This window comes from Streptomyces sp. YIM 98790 (assembly GCF_011421595.1).
Classification (GTDB): Bacteria; Actinomycetota; Actinomycetes; order Streptomycetales; family Streptomycetaceae; genus Streptomyces.
The window spans coordinates 1-3,454 of the sequence record NZ_WTLH01000330.1; the positions used below are offsets into that span (position 1 = coordinate 1).

A 3,454-nucleotide genomic window follows, 5' to 3' on the forward strand; every position below is an offset into this window, starting at 1 on the left:
CGGCTCGCCCGCGGTTCGCCCCCCCCCGGACGGGTCCGCAGCCCCGGTCCGCAGCCCGGTCCGCGTCCGGGCCCGTCCGGGGGCCGTCGCGCATCACGCGGCCTCCGGACGGGTCCGCCGCCGGCCGGCAGCGGGGCCGTACCCCTCGTCCGTACCCGGAGTCCGTACCGAAGTCCTGAAGGGAGCCGTCCGTGGGGCGCTACATCATCCGGCGACTGATCCAGATGATCCCGGTCTTCATCGGCGCCACCTTCCTGATCTTCGTGATGGTGTACGCGCTCGGCGACCCGGTGGGGGCCCTGTTCGGCGACCGTGCCCCGGACCCGGCCACCGCCGCCCGGCTGCGCGCCGAGTTCAACCTCGACAAGCCCCTGTGGCAGCAGTACCTGCTCTACATGGGCGGCATCCTCAGCGGCGACTTCGGCACCGCCTTCAACGGCCGCCCGGTGACCGACCTGATGGGCGACGCCTTCCCGGTCAGCTTCCGGCTGATGCTGGTGGCCCTGGTCTTCGAGATCGTGTTCGGCATCATCCTGGGCGTGGTCTCCGGGCTGCGGCGCGGCCGGGCGGTGGACACCACCGTGCTGATGCTCACCCTGGTGGTGATCGCCATCCCCACCTTCGTGCTGGGCACCACGCTCCAGTTCTTCCTCGGCGTCGAGCTGGAATGGATCGATCCGGCGGTCAGCTCCGAGGCCCGCTTCTCCGAGCTGATCGTGCCCGGGCTGATCCTGGCGATGGTGTCCCTGGCCTATGTCACCCGGCTGACCCGCACCTCGATCGTGGAGAACCTGCGCGCCGACTACATCCGCACCGCCGTGGCCAAGGGCCTGCCGCGGACCCGGGTGACGGTGCGGCACCTCCTGCGCAACTCCCTGATCCCGGTGGTCACCTATCTCGGCGCGGACATCGGCACCCTGATGGCCGGTGCCATCGTCACCGAACGCATCTTCAACATCCAGGGCGTCGGCTACCAGCTCTTCCAGGGCATCGTGCGGCAGAACTCGCCCACCGTGGTGGGCTTCGTCACCGTGCTGGTGCTGATCTTCCTGCTGGCCAACCTGCTGGTCGACCTGCTCTACGCCGTGCTGGACCCGAGGATTCGCTATGCCTGACGAGAGAGAGTTCCAGGACGACGCGGCACCCCCGCCCCAGCTTCCGCCGGGCGAACGGAGGCCGCGCGGACCCAGCCCGTCCATCGACGCCACCGCGGAGAGCGCGCCGGACGACGTGCTCGCCGCGCAGGAGAAGACCGCCGTGGAGGCGCTGGAGGCCAACGGCCGCCCGGAGAGCGCCCGCAGCCTCAGCTCCGACGCCTGGCACGATCTGCGCCGCAACCCGGTCTTCCTGATCTCCTCGCTGCTCATCCTCTTTCTGATCGTGATCGCCATCTGGCCCGGTCTGATCGCCACCCGCGATCCGCTGTACTGCCAGCTCGGCCGCGCCTACGAGGAACCCTCGGCCGGCCACTGGTTCGGCTTCGACAACCAGGGCTGCGACGTCTACACCCGCACCGTCTACGGAGCACGCGCCTCCATCGCGGTCGGGGTGTGCGCCACCCTCGGGGTGACCCTGCTGGGCGCGGTGATCGGCGGGCTGGCCGGCTTCTTCGGCCGGTTCTGGGATCCGGTGCTGTCCCGCACCACGGACATCTTCTTCGCCATCCCCATGGTGCTGGGCGCGATCGTCTTCCTGTCCATGATCCGGCTCGGCTCCATCTGGCCGGTGGTGCTGGTGATCACCGTGCTCGGCTGGCCGCAGATCGCCCGTATCGCCCGCGGCGCGGTGATCTCCGCCAAGCAGAACGACTATGTGCAGGCGGCCCGGGCCCTGGGCGCCGGGAACGCCCGCATCCTGCTGCGCCACATCCTGCCCAATGCCGTCGCCCCGGTGATCGTGATGGCCACCATCATGCTCGGCACCTTCATCGTGCTGGAGGCCACCCTGAGCTTCCTGGGCGTGGGCCTGAAACCGCCCACCGTCTCGTGGGGCGTGGACATCTCGGCGGCCTCGGACGGCATGAAGTTCCGCAACGCCCCGCACATCCTGCTCTATCCGGCCGCCGCGCTGAGCCTGACCGTCCTGGCCTTCATCATGATGGGCGACGCGGTGCGCGACGCCCTCGACCCGAAACTGCGCTGAGGAGGCACATCGCGTGTCGCAGGAATCCCAGCAGGAATCCCAGCAGCCGCTGCTGGAGGTCCGGGATCTGCGGATCGAGTTCCACACCCGCGACGGCATCGCCAGGGCCATCAACGGCGTCAGCTACGCGGTGCACTCCGGCCGGACCCTGGCCGTGCTGGGCGAGTCCGGCTCCGGCAAGTCCGTCACCGCGCAGGCGATCATGGGCATCCTGGACATCCCGCCCGGCCGGATCACCGGAGGGCAGATCCTGTTCCGGGGCCGTGACCTGCTCACCATGCGGGAGGAGGAGCGGCGGAAGATCCGCGGCGACCAGATCGCCATGATCTTCCAGGACGCGCTGTCCTCGCTCAATCCGGTGCTCTCGGTCGGTTTCCAGCTCGCCGAGATGTTCCGCGTCCACCGCGGGATGTCCCGGGCGGATGCCAGGACCAAGGCCGTCGAGCTGATGGACAAGGTCCGCATCCCGGCGGCGCGGGAGCGGGTGAACGACTATCCGCACCAGTTCTCCGGCGGCATGCGGCAGCGCATCATGATCGCCATGGCGCTGGCCCTGGAGCCGGACCTGATCATCGCGGACGAGCCCACCACCGCGCTGGACGTCACCGTGCAGGCCCAGGTGATGGACCTGCTCGCCGAGCTCCAGCGCGAGTACCGCATGGGCCTCATCCTCATCACCCACGACCTCGGCGTGGTGGCGGACGTGGCCGACCGGATCGCCGTGATGTACGCCGGGCGGATCATCGAGAACGCCCCGGTCCACGAGCTCTACCGCTCGCCCGCCCACCCCTACACCAAGGGCCTGCTGGACTCCGTCCCCCGCCTGGACCACAAGGGCGGCGAACTGTATGCGATCAAGGGCCTGCCGCCCAGCCTGACGGCCATCCCCCCGGGCTGCCCCTTCCACCCGCGCTGCCCGCAGGCCCAGGACATCTGCCGCACCGACCGGCCGCCGCTCTATCCCGTCGGCCGCACCCGGACCAGCGCCTGCCACTTCTGGAAGGAGACGCTCGATGCAGCCTCCGCAGCCGACCTCGCCCGCTGAGCGGACCACCGGGCGGCCGGGCAGCGAGCCGATCCTGGAAGTCCGCGACCTGGTCAAGCACTTCCCGCTCACCCAGGGCATCGTGTTCCGGCGCCAGGTGGGCGCGGTCAAGGCGGTGGACGGTGTCTCCTTCGACCTCTGTCCCGGGGAGACCCTGGGCATCGTCGGCGAGTCCGGCTGCGGCAAGTCCACCGTGGCCAAGCTGCTGATGTCCCTGGAGACACCGACCTCCGGCCGGATTCTGTACAAGGGGCAGGACATCTCCCG

Annotated in this window: 4 protein-coding genes; all 4 read left to right on the top strand. The window is 69.8% G+C overall.

Features of this window, described 5'->3' with window-relative positions; translation table 11 throughout:
• Positions 1 to 191 precede the first annotated feature (191 nt).
• Positions 192 to 1,115, top strand: a complete 924-nt coding sequence (locus GQS09_RS27610) for an ABC transporter permease (RefSeq protein WP_165990252.1) — start codon at positions 192 to 194, stop codon at positions 1,113 to 1,115.
• Positions 1,108 to 2,142, top strand: coding sequence for an ABC transporter permease (locus tag GQS09_RS27615; protein WP_243761870.1), 1,035 nt, complete (start codon positions 1,108 to 1,110; stop codon positions 2,140 to 2,142). The genes GQS09_RS27610 and GQS09_RS27615 overlap by 8 nt, the downstream gene beginning before the upstream one ends.
• Positions 2,143 to 2,155: 13 nt before the next feature.
• Positions 2,156 to 3,187, top strand: coding sequence for an ABC transporter ATP-binding protein (locus tag GQS09_RS27620; protein WP_313896380.1), 1,032 nt, complete (start codon positions 2,156 to 2,158; stop codon positions 3,185 to 3,187).
• On the top strand, positions 3,156 to 3,454 hold a 299-nt coding region (locus tag GQS09_RS27625), incomplete at its 3' end, for an ABC transporter ATP-binding protein (protein ID WP_165990253.1). The genes GQS09_RS27620 and GQS09_RS27625, both read left to right, overlap by 32 nt.

Bases quoted from the DNA above. Each gene is read 5' to 3' on its own strand.
- GQS09_RS27615 (WP_243761870.1), top strand. From the start codon at position 1,108: ATGCCTGACGAGAGAGAGTTCCAGGACGACGCGGCACCCCCGCCCCAG.